Source organism: Methylobrevis albus (assembly GCF_015904235.1).
Lineage (GTDB): Bacteria > Pseudomonadota > Alphaproteobacteria > Rhizobiales > Pleomorphomonadaceae > Methylobrevis_A > Methylobrevis_A albus.
Window position 1 is genome coordinate 93,171 of sequence record NZ_JADZLT010000040.1, and the last position, 18,883, is coordinate 112,053.

At 71.3% G+C, this 18,883-nt stretch carries 13 protein-coding genes; 9 read left to right on the forward strand and 4 right to left on the reverse strand.

Translation table 11 applies throughout. The features are described 5' to 3' along the window. The first annotated feature begins 6 nt into the window (after nucleotides 1–6). The 7 genes from murG (at nucleotide 7) to ftsZ (ending at nucleotide 8,801) form a co-directional block, all read left to right on the forward strand. Nucleotides 7–1,128, forward strand: coding sequence for an undecaprenyldiphospho-muramoylpentapeptide beta-N-acetylglucosaminyltransferase (murG, locus tag I5731_RS02540; RefSeq protein ID WP_197309792.1), 1,122 nt, complete (start codon nucleotides 7–9; stop codon nucleotides 1,126–1,128). Next, complete coding sequence (gene murC / locus I5731_RS02545; RefSeq protein WP_197309793.1) at nucleotides 1,125–2,531, forward strand: UDP-N-acetylmuramate--L-alanine ligase; 1,407 nt, start codon at nucleotides 1,125–1,127, stop codon at nucleotides 2,529–2,531. The genes murG and murC overlap by 4 nt, the downstream gene beginning before the upstream one ends. A gap of 181 nt (nucleotides 2,532–2,712) precedes the next feature. Next, complete coding sequence (gene murB, locus I5731_RS02550; protein WP_197309794.1) at nucleotides 2,713–3,651, forward strand: UDP-N-acetylmuramate dehydrogenase; 939 nt, start codon at nucleotides 2,713–2,715, stop codon at nucleotides 3,649–3,651. A gap of 45 nt (nucleotides 3,652–3,696) precedes the next feature. After that, nucleotides 3,697–4,623 carry a D-alanine--D-alanine ligase gene (locus tag I5731_RS02555; RefSeq protein ID WP_197309795.1) on the forward strand — a complete coding sequence of 309 codons (927 nt, stop codon included), beginning with the start codon at nucleotides 3,697–3,699 and terminating at the stop codon, nucleotides 4,621–4,623. After that, complete coding sequence (locus I5731_RS02560; RefSeq protein ID WP_197309796.1) at nucleotides 4,623–5,519, forward strand: cell division protein FtsQ/DivIB; 897 nt, start codon at nucleotides 4,623–4,625, stop codon at nucleotides 5,517–5,519. The genes I5731_RS02555 and I5731_RS02560 overlap by 1 nt, the downstream gene beginning before the upstream one ends. Continuing rightward, complete coding sequence (gene ftsA, locus I5731_RS02565; protein WP_197309797.1) at nucleotides 5,516–6,826, forward strand: cell division protein FtsA; 1,311 nt, start codon at nucleotides 5,516–5,518, stop codon at nucleotides 6,824–6,826. Before I5731_RS02560 ends, ftsA begins: the two co-directional genes overlap by 4 nt. A 187-nt stretch (nucleotides 6,827–7,013) precedes the next feature. Beyond that, nucleotides 7,014–8,801 (forward strand): cell division protein FtsZ, encoded by a 1,788-nt coding sequence (ftsZ, locus tag I5731_RS02570; protein ID WP_197309798.1) that lies wholly within the window; start codon nucleotides 7,014–7,016, stop codon nucleotides 8,799–8,801. A gap of 289 nt (nucleotides 8,802–9,090) precedes the next feature. Here the strand turns inward: ftsZ and ligA are convergent, their stop codons facing one another. The 4 genes from ligA to lpxC all read right to left on the reverse strand — a co-directional run bounded on the left by ligA (nucleotide 9,091) and on the right by lpxC (nucleotide 15,598). After that, nucleotides 9,091–11,352: an NAD-dependent DNA ligase LigA gene (gene ligA, locus I5731_RS02575; protein ID WP_197309799.1), complete on the reverse strand. Its 2,262-nt coding sequence runs from the start codon at nucleotides 11,350–11,352 to the stop codon at nucleotides 9,091–9,093. Between the two features lie 538 nt (nucleotides 11,353–11,890). Beyond that, nucleotides 11,891–13,561 (reverse strand): DNA repair protein RecN, encoded by a 1,671-nt coding sequence (recN, locus tag I5731_RS02580; protein WP_197309800.1) that lies wholly within the window; start codon nucleotides 13,559–13,561, stop codon nucleotides 11,891–11,893. 25 nt (nucleotides 13,562–13,586) lie between these two features. Beyond that, nucleotides 13,587–14,450, reverse strand: coding sequence for an outer membrane protein assembly factor BamD (locus I5731_RS02585; protein WP_197309801.1), 864 nt, complete (start codon nucleotides 14,448–14,450; stop codon nucleotides 13,587–13,589). 224 nt (nucleotides 14,451–14,674) lie between these two features. Next, the gene (lpxC, locus tag I5731_RS02590) at nucleotides 14,675–15,598 is read right to left on the reverse strand and encodes a UDP-3-O-acyl-N-acetylglucosamine deacetylase (protein ID WP_197309802.1); all 924 of its coding nucleotides are present in this window, start codon (nucleotides 15,596–15,598) and stop codon (nucleotides 14,675–14,677) included. A 311-nt stretch (nucleotides 15,599–15,909) separates the two neighbouring features. Here lpxC and I5731_RS02595 point away from each other — a divergent pair, with 311 nt between their 5' ends. Together I5731_RS02595 and I5731_RS02600 are read left to right on the forward strand one after the other, a co-directional pair. Continuing rightward, nucleotides 15,910–16,824 carry a 50S ribosomal protein L11 methyltransferase gene (locus tag I5731_RS02595; RefSeq protein WP_197309803.1) on the forward strand — a complete coding sequence of 305 codons (915 nt, stop codon included), beginning with the start codon at nucleotides 15,910–15,912 and terminating at the stop codon, nucleotides 16,822–16,824. 62 nt (nucleotides 16,825–16,886) lie between these two features. Next, a complete protein-coding gene (locus I5731_RS02600; protein WP_197309804.1) occupies nucleotides 16,887–18,710 on the forward strand; it encodes an aminopeptidase P family protein in 1,824 nt (607 codons plus the stop codon). Nucleotides 18,711–18,883 lie beyond the last annotated feature (173 nt).

An 18,883-nucleotide genomic window follows, 5' to 3' on the forward strand; every position in this document is an offset into this window, starting at 1 on the left:
GAGGGCATGGGGGCGACCTTCCTTCTTGCCGCCGGCGGGACCGGCGGCCACCTGTTTCCGGCCGAGGCGCTGGCGGGCGAACTCAGCCGCCGCGGCCACGTCGTGGAGCTTGCGACCGACCACCGCGTCGCCGACTACGGCGGCGACTTTCCCGCGCGCGCCGTGCACATCGTGCCGTCGGCGACCTTCGGCGACCGCTCGCCGCTCGGCATGCTGAAATCCGCGGTGAAGCTCACGCGCGGCTATTTCGCGGCGCGGGCGCTGGTGAAGCGGCTGAAGCCGAACGCGGTGATCGGCTTCGGCGGCTATCCGACCGTGCCGCCGCTCTCCGCCGCCCTGTCGCTGCGGGTGCCGACGATGGTGCACGAGGCGAATGCGGTGATGGGCCGTGCCAACCGCTTCCTCGCGGGCAAGGTCACTGCGGTCGCCACCGGCTTCTCCGAGACCGGGTTGATGGGGACGGCCGGGCCGAAGGCGGTGCATACCGGCAATCCGGTGCGCCAGCGGGTGCTCGACGCGCGCACGCCCTACCAGGCGCCGGTGCCGGGCGGCGTGTTCCGCCTCGTCGTGTTCGGCGGCAGCCAGGGCGCGCGGGTGTTCTCCGACCTCGTGCCCCCCGCCGTGGCGCTGATGGCGCCGGACCTCCGCCGCCGGCTCGAAGTCGTGCAGCAGGCGCGGCCGGAGGATGCGGAGCGCGTCGCCGCCGCCTATGCCGCGCTCGGCGTCACCCCGTCGATCGCCGCCTTCTTCGGCGACCTGCCGGCGCGGCTCGCGGCGGCGCATCTCGTCGTCTGCCGCTCGGGCGCCTCGACGGTGGCCGAACTCGGCGTGCTCGGCCGGCCGTCGATCCTGGTGCCGCTGCCGCATGCGCTCGACAACGACCAGAAGACCAACGGCCAGCGGCTCGAGGCCGCCGGCGGCGCTCTTCTCGCCGAGCAGGCCGGCCTGACGCCGGAGCGGCTCGCCGCCCTGCTCACCGACCTGATGCAGGCACCAGACCGCCTCGCCCTGATGGCGGATGCGGCGGCGGCGACCGGGCGCGCCGATGCCGTCACCCGCCTTGCCAACCTCGCCGAGCGCGTCGCCGCCGGCAGCCATTCCGTGATTTCGAGGACCACCACCCCATGAAGATGCCCCGCGACATCGGCCCCGTGCATTTCGTCGGCATCGGCGGGATCGGCATGAGCGGCATCGCCGAGGTGCTGCTCAGCCTCGGCTACCGGGTGCAGGGATCCGACGTCGCCGAGGGCGCCAACGTCGAGCGCCTGCGCGCCAAGGGCATCCCCGTCGCCGTCGGCCATGCCGCCGAGAACCTCGGCCTCGCCGCCGTCGTCGTCGTCTCCTCGGCGATCAAGCGCGACAACCCGGAACTCGTCGCCGCGCGGGAAAAATTCCTGCCGATCGTGCGCCGGGCCGAGATGCTCGCCGAGCTGATGCGCTTCAAGCAGGCGATCGCCATCGGCGGCACGCACGGCAAGACCACCACCACCTCGCTGGTCGCCGCGCTGCTCGACGCCGGCGGGCTCGATCCGACCGTCATCAACGGCGGCATCATCAACGCCTACGGCACCAACGCCCGCATGGGTGGCGGCGACTGGATGGTGGTCGAGGCGGACGAGAGCGACGGCACCTTCGTCAAGCTGCCCGCCGACATCGCCGTCGTCACCAACATCGACCCCGAGCACCTCGACCACTACGGCACCTTCGACAAGGTGCAGGCGGCGTTCCGTAACTTCGTCGAGAACGTGCCGTTCTACGGCTTCGCGGTGATGTGCCTCGACCATCCGGAGGTGCAGTCGCTGGTGAGCCGCATCGAGGACCGCCGCATCATCACCTACGGCGCCAACCCGCAGGCCGACGTGCGCTTCACGGACCTGCGCACCGAGGCGGGCGCCTCGCAGTTCGCCGTCGAGGTGCGCGACCGCGTCACCGGCACGATGCGGTCGATCCCGGCGCTCACCCTGCCGATGCCGGGGCGACACAACGTCTCGAACGCCACTGCGGCGATCGCCGTCGCCGACCAGCTCGGCATTCCCGACGAGGCGATCCGGCGCGGCCTCGCCGGCTTCTCGGGCGTCAAGCGTCGCTTCACCCGCACGGGGAGCTGGAACGGCGTCGCGATCTTCGACGACTACGGCCACCACCCGGTGGAAATCCGCGCCGTGCTGCGCGCCGCGCGCGACGGCGCCGGCGGCGGCAAGGTGATCGCCATCGTGCAGCCGCACCGCTATTCGCGCCTCGCGAGCCTGTTCGGCGAGTTCTCGGCCTGCTTCAACGACGCCGACACGGTGATCATCGCCGACGTCTACGCCGCCGGCGAGGCGCCGCTCGACGGCGCCAGCCGCGACGCCCTCGTCGCAGGCGCCCGCGCCGCCGGCCACCGCAGCGCCCTGCCGCTCGCCTCCCCCGCCGACCTGCCGGCGATGATCGCCGCGATGGCAAAGCCCGGCGACTTCGTCGTGTTCCTCGGGGCGGGCAACATCACCCAGTGGGCCTATGCGCTGCCGCAGCAGCTGGCGGAGATCGGGTGATGGGGGTGTCGGTGTTCCCTCGCGACCTCCCCCCCTCCCTGTCCCTCCCCCTCGAGGGGGGAGGGGACCATTTCGGCACGGCTTCGGCGATGATCGTCCCCTCCCCCCTCGAGGGGGAGGGACAGGGAGGGGGGGAGCCGGCCGTCGTCGGCAGCCTCTCCGCGACCCCGGCCCCCCGCTCATGACCAATCTCCTCTCCCGCCTCCCCACCGTCCGCGGCTCGCTCGAACCCGAGCGCAGCCTCGCCGATCTCACCTGGTTCCGTGCCGGGGGACCGGCCGAGGTGCTGTTCCAGCCGGCGGACGAGGCGGATCTCGCGGCGTTCATGACGGGCCTGCCGGCCGACGTGCCGGTGACGCTGGTCGGGCTCGGCTCGAACCTCCTCGTGCGCGACGGCGGCATTCGCGGCGTCACGATCCGGCTGTCGCAGCGCGGCTTCGGCCAGGTGACGCCGGTCGGCAGCAACCGGCTCGAGGTCGGGGCAGCGGTGCCGGACAAGAAGCTCGCGGCGGCGGCGCTCGCCGAGGGGTTGTCGGGGTTCGCCTTCTACCACGGCATTCCCGGCGGCATCGGCGGGGCGCTGCGGATGAACGCCGGGGCGCACGGCGTGGAGACGCGCCAGCGCGTCGTCGAAGTGCGCGGCGTCACCCGGCAGGGCGCGCGCGTGACCTTCTCCAACGCCGAGATGGGCTACGCCTACCGCCATTCGGGCGCGCCGACGGACGTCGTGTTCACGTCCTGCGTTCTGGAAGGCATCCCCGAGGACCGCGACGCGATCCGCCGCGACATGGACGCCGTCGCCGCCCACCGCGAAGCCTCGCAGCCGGTGCGCTCGCGCACGGGCGGCTCGACCTTCAAGAACCCGGACGGGCATTCCGCCTGGAAGCTCGTCGACGCGGCCGGCTGCCGCGGCCTGCGCATCGGCGGGGCGGAGGTCTCGGAGATGCACTGCAACTTCCTGATCAACGTCGACGGCGCCACCGGCCACGACCTCGAACTGCTCGGCGAGACGGTGCGGGCGCGGGTGCTGCAGACGAGCGGCATCCGCCTCGAGTGGGAGATCAAGCGCTTCGGCGATTTCCTGCCCGGCGCCGCGATCGAGCCGTTTCTCGGCGCCTGAACCTCTGGCCGCTGCGGCGGCGACGACACGGAAAGAACGAACGAGATGGCAAAACACGTCGCGGTGCTGATGGGGGGATGGTCGTCGGAACGGCCGGTGAGCCTTGCGTCCGGGACCGCCTGCGCCGAGGCGCTGGAAGGCGCCGGCTACAAGGTGACGCGGATCGACGTCGACCGGACGATCCCGGCGGTGCTCGAAGACCTGCGCCCCGACGTCGCCTTCAACGCGCTGCACGGGCCTTTCGGCGAGGACGGCACCATCCAGGGCGTGCTCGAGGCACTGGAGATTCCCTACACCCACTCCGGCGTGCTCGCCTCGGCGCTCGCCATGGACAAGCCGCGCGCCAAGGCGGTGATGGCGGCGGCCGGCGTGCCCTTGTCGAATCACGTGCTGATCAGCCGCTTCGAGGCGGCGAAGGCGCACGTCATGCCGCCGCCCTATGTGATCAAGCCGCCGCGCGAGGGGTCGAGCTTCGGCGTGCTGATCGTGCGCGAGGGCGCGGCCCATCCGCCGCAGGAACTCACCCGCTCCGACTGGCCGTTCGGCGACGAGGTGATGGTGGAGCGCTACGTTGCGGGCCGCGAACTCACCTGCGGCGTCACCGCCGAGGGCGCGTTCGGGGTGATCGAGATCGTGACGGCGGCAGCCGGCGGCTTCTACGACTACGACGCGAAATACGCGCCGGGCGGCTCGAAGCACCTGCTTCCTGCTCCGCTTTCACCACTTGTTTACCAAAATGTACAAATGCTGTCGGTGAAGGCGCATCACGCGCTGGGCTGCCGCGGCGTCAGCCGAGCGGACTTCAGGTTCAACGACCAGGGCGACGGCACTGGTGAACTCGTCTGTCTCGAGGTGAACACGCAACCGGGCATGACGGCGACGTCGCTGGTGCCCGAGATGGCAGCTCACGCCGGCCGGTCCTTTGGTGAACTCGTCAGCTGGATGGTGGAGGACGCGAGTTGCAAGCGTTAGTGCGGCGTGGATTCGGGACCGAGCGGACCGGCGGCCTTTTTGGCCGGGGCGGCGTCTCGCGTCTGAAACGCACGACGACCTGGCGCCAGGCCGGCTTTCTCGCCGACCTGCCGCGCGGCAGCGGTGTGGCCGCCTCGGTGCTCTGGCTCGCCGCCTGCGCCGGCTACGGCATCGCGCTGTCTGGCACCTCGGCCGAAGTGTTCAACGACGCCACCGCCAAGCTCGGCTTCGGCATCCAGGCCGTGCAGATCTCCGGCCAGCGCGAGACGGACGAGCAGGAAGTGCTCGACCTGATGGGCGTGTCGCCGCACAAGTCGCTGTTCCTCTACGACGTCGACACCGCGCGCGAGCGGCTCCGGGCGATCCCCTGGATCGCCGACGTCTCGGTGATGAAACTCTTCCCCGACAAGCTGACCGTGACGCTGGTCGAGCGCGTGCCCTATGCGATCTGGCAGCCGTCGGCCGCCGTCGCCCCGGCGCTGATCGACGAGACCGGTGACATCGTCGCGGGCGCCGTCGATGCCCGCTTCGCGCAGTTGCCGCGCGTCGTCGGCGCCGGCGCCGAGCGCCGCGTCGCCGAGGCGATGGGCATTCTCGAGCAGGCTCCCGCCCTGAAGGACCGCGTCCGCGCCTCGGTGCTGATCTCCGGCCGGCGTTGGGACGTGGTGCTCGACAACGACGTTCGCCTGATGCTGCCCGAGGTGGAGCCCGGCCGCGCGCTGGCCGAGATCGCAAGGCTGCAGCGCGAGAGCAAGCTCGTCGACCGCGACATCACCCTCGTCGACATGCGCCTCGCCGACCGCATGGTCGTTCGGCTCAGCGAAGAGGCGAAAGAAGCGCGCGACAAGTTGATCGCCGAGCGCATCAAGGCCCGCAAGAAGGGGACCTCGGCATGAGCGACGGCCGGATCCACGGCATGCGGCCGCTGCCGACCAAGCGGCCGACCATCGTCTCGGTGCTCGACGTCGGCACCTCGAAGATCTGCTGCATCATCGCGCGCCTGTCGCCGCGCTCGGTCGGCGACGTGCTGCCCGGCCGCACCCACCACGTCGAGGTGCTCGGCTTCGGCTACCAGCGCTCGCGCGGCATCAAGGCCGGCCAGGTCGTCGACCTCGTGCAGGCCGAGAAGGCCGTGCGCCTCGCCGTCGACGCCGCCGAGCGCATGGCCGGGCTGACGGTCGAATCCCTCATCCTGTCGCTGTCGTGCGGCCGTCTCGGCAGCGAAACCTTCAGCGCCGGGTTTGATCTCTCGGGCCGCGAGGTCGGCGAGGCCGATATCCAGCGGGTGCTGCAGGCAGCCGGCGAGCATTGCGTCAAGGACGACGGCCGCGTCGTCGTGCACGCGCTCCCCATCGGCTATTCGCTCGACGGCAACCGCGGCATCAGCGATCCGCGCGGCATGCTCGGCCGGCGGCTCGCCGTCGACACGCACATCGTGTCGGCCGATCCCGCGCCGGTGCGCAACCTTGAGATCTGCGTCAACCGCGCCCACCTCGAAGTCGAGACCATGGTCTCGACGCCCTATGCCAGCGGCCTCGCCACCCTCGTCGACGACGAGGCGCAGCTCGGCGTCGCCTGCGTCGACATGGGCGGCGGCACCACCACGGTGTCGGTGTTCGCCGACGGCCGCTTCGTGCACGTCGACGGCTTCGCGCTCGGCGGCCATCACGTGACGATGGATCTCGCCCGCGGCCTCGTCACCCGGCTCGCCGACGCCGAGCGGATCAAGGCCCTGCACGGCAGCGTCATCACCACCGATTCCGACGACCGCGACATGATCAGCGTGCCGCCCGTCGGCGACGACGACGTCGCGATCCACGTGCCGCGCTCGCAGGTCGTGCAGATCATCCGGCCGCGGGTCGAGGAGATCCTCGAACTGGTGCGCGACCGGCTGCACGCGAGCGGCTTCGCCGCCCGGGTCGGCCGGCGGATCGTGCTCACCGGCGGCGCGAGCCAGCTCACCGGCCTCGGCGAACTCGCCCGGCGCATCCTCGGCCGCAACGTGCGGCTCGGGCGGCCGCTCGGCATCGCCGGACTGCCCGAGGCGGCGCGCGGCGCGGCGTTCGCCACCGGCGTCGGCCTGCTGATCTATCCGCAGGTCGCCCAGAGCGAGCTGTTCCACACCCGCCGGCGCGGCGTTCCGATCGCCGGCGACAGCGGCTACCTGTCCCGCATGGGACAGTGGATCCGCGAGAGTTTCTGACCGCCTCCGGCGGGCGCCACAGCGGCGCTGCCGGGGAGGGCAGGGAGACGACAGTGTATCGAGGTGCCGCAGGCGAGATCCGCCGGCGGCACCGGAGTAAACGAACGGTGGCCAGAAGGCTGCCTGGAGAATTCTAAAGAAGGCTGCGGTCCGGCTCTCAGATCCGGCCGAGGATGACGAGGGTGCCATGACCATCAACCTGAAGATTCCCGACCTTACGGAACTGAAGCCGCGCATCACCGTCTTCGGTGTGGGCGGCGCCGGCGGCAACGCCGTCAACAACATGATCAACGCCGGTCTTCAGGGCGTCGAGTTCGTGGTCGCCAACACGGACGCCCAGGCGCTGACCATGTCGCGCGCCGACCGCATCATCCAGATGGGTGTCGCGGTCACCGAGGGCCTCGGCGCCGGCTCGCAGCCGGAAGTCGGCCGCGCCGCCGCCGAAGAGGTGATCGACGAGATCAACGACCACCTCGCCGGCAGCCACATGGTGTTCATCACGGCCGGCATGGGCGGCGGCACCGGCACGGGTGCAGCCCCCGTGATCGCCCGCGCCGCGCGCGAGCACGGCATCCTGACCGTCGGCGTCGTCACCAAGCCGTTCCAGTTCGAAGGCGCGCGCCGCATGCGGATCGCCGATTCGGGCATCCAGGAGCTGCAGGCCGCGGTCGACACGCTGATCTGCATCCCGAACCAGAACCTGTTCCGGATCGCCAACGAGCGCACCACCTTCGCCGACGCCTTCGCGATGGCCGACCAGGTGCTCTACTCGGGCGTTGCGTGCATCACCGACCTGATGGTGAAGGAAGGTCTCATCAACCTCGACTTCGCCGACGTCCGTTCCGTCATGCGCGGCATGGGCAAGGCGATGATGGGCACCGGCGAAGCCTCCGGCGACCGCCGCGCGATCCAGGCCGCCGAGGCCGCGATCGCCAACCCGCTGCTCGACGAGACCTCGATGAAGGGCTCGAAGGGCCTGCTGATCTCGATCACCGGCGGCAAGGACCTCACTCTGTTCGAGGTCGACGAAGCCGCGACCCGCATCCGCGAGGAAGTCGACCAGGATGCCAACATCATCCTCGGCGCCACCTTCGACGACGAGCTCGAGGGCGTGATCCGGGTGTCGGTGGTTGCGACCGGCATCGACCAGGAAGCGAGCCAGATCACCCGCAACGCCGAGGCCCGCATGGCCGACGTGCACAGCCGGCTGACCCAGCTCCGTGGCGGGGCCGCCTCGCCGGCCGCCGCCGCCGTGGCCGACATCCGCCCTAGCCAGCCGGCGCCGCGCCCCGTGGTGCAGCCGGCGCCGGTCCGCTACGAGGCTCCGGCCCCGCAGCCTGCGCCTGCCCCGGTTGCCGAGGCGATGTACGCCGAGCCGCAGCCGGCGCCCCGCGCCGTTCCGGTCGCCCAGGACCCGCGCGTCACGATCGAGCCCTATCAGCAGCCGGCCCCGGCGATGATGGAGCAGGGACATCACGACCTCGAGCACGACGCCGCGCCGACCATGGCCGACGCCGAGCCCGGCCCGCAGCCGTACATTCCGCCGACGGCGGAACGTCCGCAGCAGCGCCTGCAGCCGCGCATGCCGCAGCTGCAGGACTTCCCGCCGATCGTCCAGCGCGAGGTTCGCGCCGACGGTGACGACGGGGAGGAGGAGCGCCGTCCGATGGGTCTCCTGCGCCGGATCGCAGTAGGTCTTGGCAGGCATCACGAGACCGAGCACGCGCCGGAAGCCGTAAAGCCGCAGCAGCCGGTCGGCCGCGCCGCCGCCCCGGCGCCGCAGCGCGCCCCGGCCGCCGACTACGCCAAGCCGGCCGCCCGCCCGGCGCAGCCCCGCATGCCGCTCGACGGCAGCCAGGGCCGCGTCGCCAGCGGCCAGCTCGACGCCCAGGGCCGCCCGTCGATGCAGCCGACCCGGCTCTCCGACGACGACCAGCTGGAAATCCCCGCCTTCCTGCGCCGCCAGAACAACTGACGGGTCAGGGACTGACATGAGAAAGCCCGCCGCGGGAGACCGTGGCGGGCTTTTTCGTTTGGGGGATGGTTGGTGGCCTCAGCAGTAGGTCGTCATTCCCGCGAAAGCGGGAATCCAACTCTCCGCAAGGGCGGAGCCTGAAACAGGGGGGCGGCGACCGCAACGATCACCGGCAGGCGGCACTCCCGGGGAGGGTTGGATTCCCGCTTTCGCGGGAATGACGGCCTGGGAGAGCATCGAGAAAACTTGAACGACCGAAAGGAAAAGGTCGCACGGCAATCATCCCCCCTCAAAGCCCCCTGATCCGCTCCAGCCACGCATCCTCGTCGATCACCTCGACCCCGAACTCCGTCGCCTTGGCGAGCTTGGAGCCGGCGCCGGGGCCGGCGACGACGAGGTCGGTCTTCTTCGAGACCGAGCCGGAGACCTTGGCGCCGAGCCGCTCGGCGGTGGCCTTCGCCTCGTCGCGGGTCATCTTTTCGAGGCTGCCGGTGAAGACCACGGTCTTGCCGGCGACGGGGGAGGCGGTGACGACGGGGGCCTCGGCGTCGGCCGGGGCGACGCCGGCTTCGAGCAGCGCGGCGACGGCGTCGCGGTTGTGCGGCTCGGCGAAGAAATCGACCACCGCCTCGGCGACGACTTCGCCGATGCCCTCGATGCCGACGAGGTCCTGCCAGGCCTCGTTGCCCTTGTCGCGCTCCCGGCGCTTCGGCGCCGCGGTGGCCTCGTTGCCCTCGGCGGCGGCGTCGTTGGCCGCCTCGGCCGGCTCTTCGCCTTCGGCCGCGGATGCGACCCTGCGCTGCGGCGGGACGGCGGCCTCGGCGCCGGCCTGCAGGGCCGCGAAGCTGCCGTAGTGGCGGGCGAGGCGTTTCGCATTGGTCTCGCCGACGTGGCGGATGCCGAGGCCGAAGACGAAGCGGGCGAGCGGCGGGGCGCGGCGGTCGTTGATCGCGGCATAGAGCTTGGCGACCGAGGTCTTGCCGAAGCCGTCGACGTTCTCGAGCCGTGCCAGCGGCGAGGCCTTCTGGCGCTCCTCCAGCGTGAAGATGTCGGCGGGCGAGCGGATCGCGAAGGCGGGATCCGGATGCTCGAAGAAGAAGGCGATCTGCTTCTCGCCCAGCCCCTCGATGTCGAGCGCACCGCGCGACACGAAATGGCGCAGCCGCTCCACCGCCTGCGCCGGGCAGATCAGGCCGCCGGTGCAGCGGCGCACCACCTCGCCGTCTTCGCGCACCGCGTGGCTGCCGCAGGCGGGGCAGGTGGTCGGGAAGACGTAGGCCTCGCTGCCCTCGGGGCGCTTTTCCGGCACGATGTCGACGATCTGCGGGATGACGTCGCCGGCGCGCTGCACGATCACCGTGTCGCCGATGCGGATGTCGCGGCCGTCGCGGATCGGCTGGCCGTTCTGGCCGCGGCCGGCGATGTAGTCCTCGTTGTGCAGCGTCGCATTGGTGACGACGACGCCGCCGACCGTGACGGGCTCCAATCTGGCGACCGGGGTAAGCGAGCCGGTGCGGCCGACCTGGATCTCGATGTCGTTGAGGATCGTCGTCGCGCGCTCGGCGGGGAACTTGTGCGCCGTTGCCCAGCGCGGGCTGCGCGAGCGGAAGCCGAGGCGGGCCTGCAGGTCGAGCCGGTCGACCTTGTAGACGACGCCGTCGATGTCGTAGTCGAGGCGCGCCCGGTCGGCCTCGATGGCGCGGTAGGCGGCGAGCAGCTCCTCCACCGAGGCGCAGCGCGTCATTCGGTCGTTGACCTTGAAGCCCCACGCCGCGAACTGCTGCACCACGTCGAACTGCGTCGCCGCCGGCACCTCGCTCGCTTCGCCCCAGGCATAGGCAAAGAAGCGCAGCGGGCGCGACGCGGTGATCTTCGGGTCGATCTGGCGCAGCGAGCCCGCGGCGGCGTTGCGCGGGTTGGCGAACAGCTTGCCGCCGCTTTCCGCCATGCGGGCGTTGAGGGCGAGGAAGTCGGCGCGGGCCATGTAGACCTCGCCGCGGATCTCGATGCGCGCCGGTGCGCCTTCGGGAAGCCGGTCGGGGATCTCGGCAATCGTGCGGATGTTGGCGGTGACGTTCTCGCCGGTGCTGCCGTCGCCGCGGGTCGCCGCCGTCACCAACTTGCCGTCCTCGTAGAGCAGCGACATCGACAGGCCGTCGATTTTCGGCTCGGCGGTGAAGACGAGCGGGTCGTCGACGCCGAGGCCGAGGAAGCGGCGGATGCTGGTCACGAAGTCGCCGACGTCGGGATCGGCGAAGAGATTGTCGAGCGACAGCATCGGCTTCTTGTGCGTCACCGCCGAGAAGGCCGCCGAGGGCGCGGCGCCGACCTTGCCGGAGGGCGAATCGCCGCGGATCAATTCGGGGAAGCGCACCTCGATCGCCGCGTTGCGCGCTTTCAGCGCGTCGTAGTCGGCGTCGGTGATCTCCGGCGCGTCCTCGCCGTGGTAGCGGGCGTCGTGATAGGCGAGCTCGCGCGCCAGCCGCGCCAGCTCCTCGGCCGCCTCTTCGGCGGTGAGATCGTCGACGGGGCGGAGGGCGAGGTCGGTCATGGCGGCTACTCGAACGCGGGATCGGGATGTGCGCGGACTATAGCGGATGGGGGAGAGGGCGACAGGGGAGGGGCTGTGCCAAATTCCCTTCTCCCCTTGTGGGAGAAGGTGCCCGAAGGGCGGATGAGGGGTGCAGCCTGTCTTCGGGCTCGGCGTTGGCGGTGAGGCCGTGACCCCTCATCCGGCCTTCGGCCACCTTCTCCCGCAAGGGGAGAAGGGGACGGCGGTGAGGTTCCTCAAGGGGAGAAGGGGGAATGGGCCGTGCCCCTCACCCCGCCCCAGCGATCAGCCATCGGCTGAGGGCCTCATCGGTAATCACCATGAGGGCCTCGCCAATTCCCTTCTCCCCTTGTGGGAGAAGGTGCCCGAAGGGATGATGAGGGGGCAGCGCTTCGTCGGGCGCAGCGTTGGCGGTGAGGTCGTGACCCCTCATCCGGCCTTCGGCCACCTTCTCCCACAAGGGGAAAAGGGTAATGCGGTGAGGTTCCCCAAGGGGAGAAGGCGAATGCGGAGGGGCCTCGGCTGTTGCCGGCGCCCCTTACCCCGCCCCGGCGATCAGCCGGTCGGCGGCGGCTCTTGCCTCGTCGGTGATCACGGAGCCGGCCAGCATGCGGGCGATTTCCTCGCGGCGGTTACCGGCGTCGATCGGGGTGACGCGGGTGGCGACGCGCTTGCCGTCGTCGACGGCGGCCTTGGCGATCAGCAGGTGGCGGTCGGCCTTGGCGGCGACCTGAGGCGCATGGGTGACCGAGAGCACCTGGACCGTGCGGCCGAGACGGCCGAGGCGGGTGCCGATCGCTTCCGCGACGGCGCCGCCGACGCCGGTGTCGATCTCGTCGAAGACGAGGGTCGGCGCCGAGCCGCGGTCGGCGAGCGAGACTTTCAGGGCGAGCAGGAAGCGCGACAGCTCGCCGCCGGAGGCGACCTTCATCATCGGGCCGGGGCGGGTGCCGGGGTTGGTCTCGACCCAGAACTCGGCCTGGTCGATGCCCTCGGCGCCGCGGTTCGCCGCGTCGGCGGCGAGGGTGACGAGGAAGCGGGCGCGCTCCAGCTTCAGCGCCGGCAGCTCGGCGGCAACCGCCGCCTCCAGCGCCCGCGCCGTCTCGGCGCGCCGGGCGGACAGCACCGCGGCGGCGGCGTCGTAGCGGTCGCGCGCCTCGCGGGCGGCGCGGGCGAGCGCTCCGAGGCGTTCCTCGCCGGCGTCGATCTCGGCAAGGTCCGCGGCCATGCGCTCGGTCAGCGCCTGCAGGGCGTCGGCTTCCACGGCGTATTTGCGGGCGGCGGCGCGCAGCTTGAACAGCCGTTCCTCGGTCGCCTCCAGCACGGACGGGTCGAACTCGGTGGCGCGCAGCGCCCGCTCGAAGCCGGCGCGGGCGTCCTCCAAAAGGTCGAGCGCGGCGGAGAGCGATTCGAGCGGCCCGGTGACGAGCTCGGAAATCTCCGGCCCCTTGCGCTCCAGCCGCCGCATCAGCGAGGCGAGGCCCGGGATCGGCGAGCCGCCGCCGGTGAGATGGTCGACCGCCTCGTTGAGGTCGGCGGCGGCCTTCTCGCCGCGCATCATCAGCGCACGCTTCTCGGCGAGTTCGGCCTCCTCGCCGGCGACCGGGGCGAGCGCCTGCAATTCCTCGACGGAGGCGCGCAGATAGTCGGCCTCGCGCCGCGCCGCCTCGATGCGGGCGACGAGTTCGGCCTCGGCGCGCTCGGCGGTGCGCCAGTCGCGAAAGGCGCCGCCGACGCGAGCGACGTCGGCCTCGAGCCCGCCGAAGGCGTCGAGCAGGGCACGGTGCTGCACCGGGTCGATCAGGGCGCGGTCGTCGTGCTGGCCGTGGATCTCGACGAGGCGGCCGCCGATCTCGCGCACGAGGCCGGCCGAGACCGCCTGGTCGTTGATGAAGGCACGGGTGCGCCCGTCGGCCGACTGCACGCGGCGCAGGATCAGGTCGCCGTCGTCGGCGATGCCGTTGTCGGCGAGGATGGTGCGGACGGGATGGTCGGCGCCGAGGTCGAAGACGGCGGTGACCTGGCCCTGGGCGGCGCCATGGCGCACGAGGCCGGCGTCACCGCGCCCGCCGAGGGCGAGCGATAACGCATCGAGCAGGATCGACTTGCCCGCGCCGGTCTCGCCGGTCAGCACCGTGAGGCCGCGCGCGAACTCGATGTCGAGCCGCTCGATCAGAACGATATCCCGGATCGCCAGCGACTGCAGCATCGGGGGAGGACCTGCCGTTCTCCGCTCAGCCCAGAACCGACTTGAACGCCTGCGAGATCCAGGACTGGCCATCCTCGCGCGGTTCCAGACCGTTGGTCTGCAGCAGCGTGTAGGCGTCCTTGTACCAGCGGCTTTCGGGGAAGTTGTGGCCGAGCACGGCCGCCGCGGTCTGCGCCTCGTTGACGACGCCCATGGCGAAATAGGCCTCGGTCAGGCGCATCAGCGATTCCTCGACGTGACGCGTGGTCTGGTAGTCGGTGACGACGACGCGGAAACGGTTGATGGCGGCGACGTAGTTGAGGCGGTTCAGGTAGTAGCGCCCGGTCTCCATCTCCTTGCCGGCGAGCTGGTCGCGGGCGACGTCGATGCGCTGCTGCGCCGGCGCCGCATAGGGCGAATCCGGGTAGCGCTGCACGAGTTCGGTCAGCGCCTGCATCGCCTTGCCGGTGATCTCCTGGTCACGGTGGATGTCCGGGATCTGGTTGAAGTAGGACATGCCGATCATGAACTGGGCGTAGGCCGCGTCCTCGGAGCCCGGATAGAGCGTCACGAAGCGGCGGCCGGAGGTGATGGCCTCGTCCCAGTTGCCGCGCGAGTAGTTGGTGTAGGTCGTCATGATCAGCGACTTGCGCGCCCAGGCCGAGTAGGGGTGCGCGCGATCGACTTCCTCGAACTTCTTCGTCGCTTCGCTGAGGTTGCCGGCGCGGACGTAGGCGATGCCCTCGTTGTAGCTCTTCTCGGCCGGCACGTCCTCGAAGGCGAGGTCGTCGACATCGCCGGACGCACAGGACGCGAGCACGACCGCCGCGACGAGCAGGACACCCGACCGCAGCCCGCGCACGCGACCGGCACGTGACGGCGAAGAGGACGAAACGACGGACTGGTTCATGCTGACCCCGGACTTGTTCAGGGCGGCTGACAGCGGAGCGGCGCAACGGGCCCCGCCGCACGGCCGCGGCAAGCGGTTTTTAACGCAAAGTTTCCGCATGCGCCACGGCCCCCGAGGGTCGCGGACGGAACGGGGGTGTGATTCCACCCGGCGACGGCGATTTGCAACGCGGAATACGGCGGCGCGAAGGCGGCGGCACGGGTCTCACCCGCGCCGCCGCCCCGTCAGATCGCCGCAGCGCCGGCGGCGATCGTCTCCCCGGCGCGGATCGGGGCGAGGGGGACGATCTCGTAGGCGGTCGGATCGGCGAACAGCGCCTTCAGCACCGCGACATTCATCCGGTGGCCGCCCTTGAACGAGCGGTAGCAGCCGATGAAGGGCAGGCCGGCGAGCGCGAGGTCGCCGACGGCGTCGAGCGTCTTGTGGCGCACGAACTCGTCGGCCCAGCGCAGGCCCTCGGGGTTGAGAATGCGGCCGTCGCCGAGGGCGACAGAATTCTCGAGCGAGGAGCCGAGCGCGAAGCCCATCTTCCACAGCTTCTCGACGTCGCGCATGAAGCCGAACGTGCGGGCGCGCGCGATCTCGGCGCGGAAGCTCGCGGCGTCGAGGTCGAGCACGTAGGACTGGCGGCCGATCAGCGCGTCGGCAAAATCGATGGTCACGTCGTAGCGGGCGCCCTCGAAGGGGCTGAGCTCGGCGACGGCGTCGCCCTGCTCGACCCGCACGGTCTTCAGGATGCGCACGGCGCGGCGCGGCGCGGCGAGCACGGTGAGGCCGGCCTCGGTGATCGCGTCGACGAAGCTCGCCGAGCAGCCGTCGAGAATCGGCGTCTCCGGTCCATCGACCTCGATCAGCACGTTGTCGACGTCGAGGGCGCGCAGCGCGGCCATCAGATGCTCGACGGTGGCCACCGAAACGCCGTCCTTGCCGAGCACGGTGCAGAGGTCGGTGGCGACGACCATGTCGTAGCGGGCGGCGATCTCGACCTCGCGGCCGCCGTCGTCCTGGCGGACGAAGACGATGCCGCGGTCGGCGTCGGCGGGGCTCAGCACGAGGCGCGCGGGCTTGCCCGCATGGACGCCGACGCCGTCGAAGACGATCGGGCGGGCCAGCGTGGTCTGGAAGCCTTTGAACTTGCGCGCGCGCATTCGGCCTTGTCCTTCGCTACGTCGCCGCCGATCGGATCGACCCGGCGGTTCGGTGTGTCTGTTGAATGACCGCGACGCGGCGAGCGGCGGTCGAGCCGGGCCGGAGGCGCGCGGCATCAGGAGAGTAGTTGACTGCAAACTAGTAGCGGGACCGTCACCACCAAAATCACTCTTTCTTACTCATTGTTACCCCTGTTGCGGCCCGCCGCCGGCCGGGCCGCGGAGTTCGCGCTTTACCGCGAAAGCGGCGCGCCCTATGACGCGGCACGCACCCGATCGTTCCCCTTTTCCGCCGCCCGCCGGAGCCCGCCATGCCGCAGATCCACGCCCGCATCCTCGCCGGCCAGATGGAGGCGGAGCGAATCGCCCGCCTGCTCGAAGAGGCCCTCGGCGAGGACGTGCCGGTCGCCTGGTCGGAGCAGGGCGAGCCGGCCGAGATCGGCGCCACCGACGACGCGCCGTGGGCGGTCGACGCCTATTTCGACGACGGCGACCCGGACGAGATCGCGGCGCGGCTGCGCGACATCCTCGGCGCCGACGGCTTCGCCGCGCCGATGGAGGTGGTGGCGCTGCCGGACGTCGACTGGGTCAAGCTCAGCCTCGACGGGCTCGCCCCGGTCGTCGCCGGCCGCTTCGTGGTGCACGGCGCGCACGACCGGGGCCGGCTGCCGGCCGGCGCGATCGGCCTCGAGATCGAGGCGAACCAGGCTTTCGGCACCGGCCACCACCCGACCACCTGGGGCTGCCTCGTCGCGCTGTCGCAGGCGCTGCGCCGGCGTCGCTTCGCCTCGGTGCTCGACCTCGGCACCGGTTCGGGCGTGCTGGCGATCGGCTATGCGAAGCTGACGCGGCAGCCGGCGCTGGCGAGCGACATCGACCCGGTTTCGGTGCGGATCGCCGCCGAGAATGCCGCGCTCAACGGCGTCGGCCGGCTGGTCGCGGCGGTGACGGCGGAGGGCTTTGCCCATCCGCGCCTCGCCACCGGCCGCTTCGACCTCGTGCTCGCCAATATCCTCGCCAGCCCGCTGAAGACGCTGGCTCCATCGGTCGCCCGGCGCACGACCCCCGGCGCGGTCGTGATCCTCTCCGGCCTGCTCGCCGCGCAGGCCCCGGCGGTGGACGCCGCCTACCGGGCGAGCGGCTTTCGCCGCCGCGCCGCCTTCGTGCGCGACGGCTGGGCGACACTGGTGCTGGAGAAGCCGGGCCGGCCGCGCCGCGACGCTTGACCGGCGCCCGCCCGCCGGTCCTACTGGCCGCCTTTCCTCCTCATCCCAGCGAGCGTCAGTCCATGTTCCAGAGCTTCGAGCAGTCCGCCGATCCGAGCCGTGGTCCGGAGCGGGTGGGGTTGCTCAGAAGGGAACTCGCCCGGCGTGGCCTCGACGGCTTCCTGGTGCCGCTCGCCGACGAGCACCAGGGCGAGTACATCCCGCCCTCCGCGCAGCGGCTCGCCTGGCTGACGGGCTTTGCCGGCTCGGCCGGGCTCGCCATCGTGCTCGCCGACCAGGCGGCGATCTTCGTCGACGGCCGCTATACGCTGCAGGTGCGCGAGCAGGTCGACACGGCGGTGTTCGAGCCGAAGCACCTCGTCGACGACCCGCCCGCGAAGTGGCTCGCCGGGGTGGTGCAGGCGGGCGCGCGCATCGGGCTCGATCCGTGGCTGCATACGGTATCGGAGGTGCGCCGGCTCAAGGCGGCGCTCGCCGAGGCCGGCGCCGAGGTCGTCGCGGTGGCGGACAACCCGCTCGACGCGGTGTGGGCCGACCGGCCGGCGCCGCCGCTCGGCGCGGTCTCGCTCTATAACGAGTCGCTCGCCGGCGAGGGCCGCGCCGACAAGCTCGCGCGGATTGGCGAACGCGTCGCCGCGGCGAAGGCCGAGGCCGTGGTGCTGACGCAGCCCGATTCGATCGCCTGGGTGCTGAACATCCGCGGCACCGACGTGACCCACAACCCGGTCCCGCTCAGCTTCGCGATCCTGAAGGCCGAGGGCCGGCCGCAGTTCTTCGTCGACGGGCGCAAGCTGTCGAACGCGGTGCGGTCCGAACTCGAAGCCTCGGTCGACGTCGGCGAGCCGGCGGGCTTCCCGGCGGCGCTCGCGGCGCTGGCCGAAGGGGGGACGCGGGTGCTGCTCGACCCGAAGCTCGCCGCCGACCGCATCGCCACCGTGCTCACCGAAGCCGGGGCGACGCTGGTCGAGGGCGACGATCCGGTGGTGCTGCCCAAGGCGCAGAAGAACGCCGCGGAACTCGCCGGCGCCCGCGCCGCGCACCGGCGCGACGGCGCGGCGATGGTGCGCTTCCTCGCCTGGCTCGACGCCGAGGCGCCGCGCGGCGGGCTCGACGAGGTGGCGGTGGCCAAGGCGCTGGAGGCGTTCCGCGCCGAGGGCGGCGGGCTCAAGGAGATTTCCTTCGACACGATCTCGGGCGCCGGTCCGCACGCCGCGATCCCGCACTACCGCGTCTCCACCGCCTCCAGCCTGCCGCTGCAGCCGGGCGAGATCTTCCTGATCGATTCCGGCGGCCAGTATCTTGACGGCACCACCGACGTCACCCGCACGGTGATCGTCGGCGTGCCGACGGCGGAGATGCGCGACCGCAACACGCGGGTGCTGAAGGGCATGATCGCGATCTCGCGGGCACGCTTTCCGAAGGGCACCACCGGCGCGCATCTCGACATCCTGGCGCGGCAGGCGCTGTGGAGCGCCGGGCTCGACTTCGACCACGGCACCGGGCACGGCGTCGGCGCTTATCTCTCGGTGCACGAGGGACCGCAGCGCATCTCGAAGACCGGGCATGTCGAGTTGCTGCCCGGCATGATCCTCTCCAACGAGCCCGGCTACTACAAGGCGGGCGCGTATGGCATCCGGATCGAGAACCTGCTCGCCGTGACGCCGGCCCAGGCGATCGAGGGCGGCGAACGGCCGATGCTCGGCTTCGAGACGCTGACGCTGGTGCCGATCGACCGCCGGCTGATCGAGCCGGCACTGCTCGCCCCTGACGAGATCGCCTGGCTCGACGCCTACCACGCCCGGGTGAAGGCCGTGATCGGCCCCGCGATCCGCGATCCCGAGACGCTGGCCTGGCTCGACCTCGCGACGGCGCCGCTCGCCCGGTGAACGGAGGCGCTGCCGGGCCGCGCCCCAGCGCGCCGGCCCGGCAGGCGACTGATCATATCAGTCGCAATGTCGTATTCAAAGTCGATCGATCGTATCTCCAGGCGTCGCCGAAATGGCGCGCGGATTCGTTTTTTTTGGAACCAGACGACGGAAGGGACGTTCTTCACACATGC